2 protein-coding genes are annotated in these 974 nt (G+C 47.9%); both read right to left on the bottom strand.

Annotated elements, in window-relative coordinates; translation table 11 throughout:
- Positions 1-577: DctP family TRAP transporter solute-binding subunit (locus tag NC796_RS26590; protein ID WP_310688922.1), on the bottom strand; the 577-nt coding region annotated here is incomplete at its 3' end.
- 203 nt (positions 578-780) lie between these two features.
- A partial coding sequence (locus tag NC796_RS26595; protein WP_310688924.1) for a mannonate dehydratase occupies positions 781-974 on the bottom strand: 194 nt, incomplete at its 5' end.

Genomic DNA, 974 nt, shown 5'->3' on the forward strand with positions numbered 1-974 from the left:
CTTCGTAATGGCGTGCGGTGTGAAAACTGGGGGGATTATTTTCGGCCCCGTCCACAACCCCGCTCTGCAATGCTGTGTACAATTCCCCATAGGAAAGGGGAGTGGGAGAAGCTCCCAGGGCTTGCATAGTTTGAATAGCCATTTGACTTTCCTGGACCCGAATTTTCATTCCCTGCAGGTCGGAAGGCGTGCGAATGGGATTGTCTACGGTATAGAAACTTCGAAATCCGGCATCATAATAGGTCAGCCCTTTTAACCCGTAAGCGGCACCTTTTTCCAATATTTCGGCGCCAATTTCACTCTTCTGTACGGCATGCAGGTGAGCCTCACTCCGGAACAGGTAGGGCAGGCTGAATAGGGTGACTTCCGGAACAATTTTACCGAGTGCGGCTCCCGACACTTTGGTCATGGCTACAGTCCCGATTTGTACGAGTTCCAACAGCTCTCGCTCAGAACCAAGCTGTTGGTTGGGATACATCTCAATTTTTAACTTGCCATCGGATATCTCTTCCACCCGTTCATCCATAAATGCCATCGCCTTACTTACCGGATGTTCCAGGTGCATGCCATGGGCCATTATTAATGTCTTGGAATCGTCCGATACATCAGGATTTGATTTACTGCATCCCAAAAATAAACAACAGCAAAACAATAAAAATGTGACCCATAAAATATTTTGAGTTTGCATCATAACTTTGTTGTCTAGTTATTGCTTGATTTCTGTAATATCTCTGGTAGCCATCAGTAATTTCTTTTAATTGATGTATCTTCTACCTTGGATTAGGTTTCCCTTGCCAACATCTTGCGGATCCCCATCTCCAGTCCGCGGAGTTCGGCCAGCCCCCGGAGACGTCCCAGTCCAGAGTAGCCGGGATAGGATTCTTTTTGAAGATCGTCGAGCATGCGGTGCCCGTGATCGGGCCGCATAGGAATTTCAAGATCCGTTCGGCCTTCCGCTTTTCGACGCTCTTGTT

It is taken from the genome of Aliifodinibius sp. S!AR15-10 (genome assembly GCF_031569985.1).
In the GTDB taxonomy this organism is placed as follows: Bacteria; Bacteroidota; Rhodothermia; order Balneolales; family Balneolaceae; genus JAMQKA01.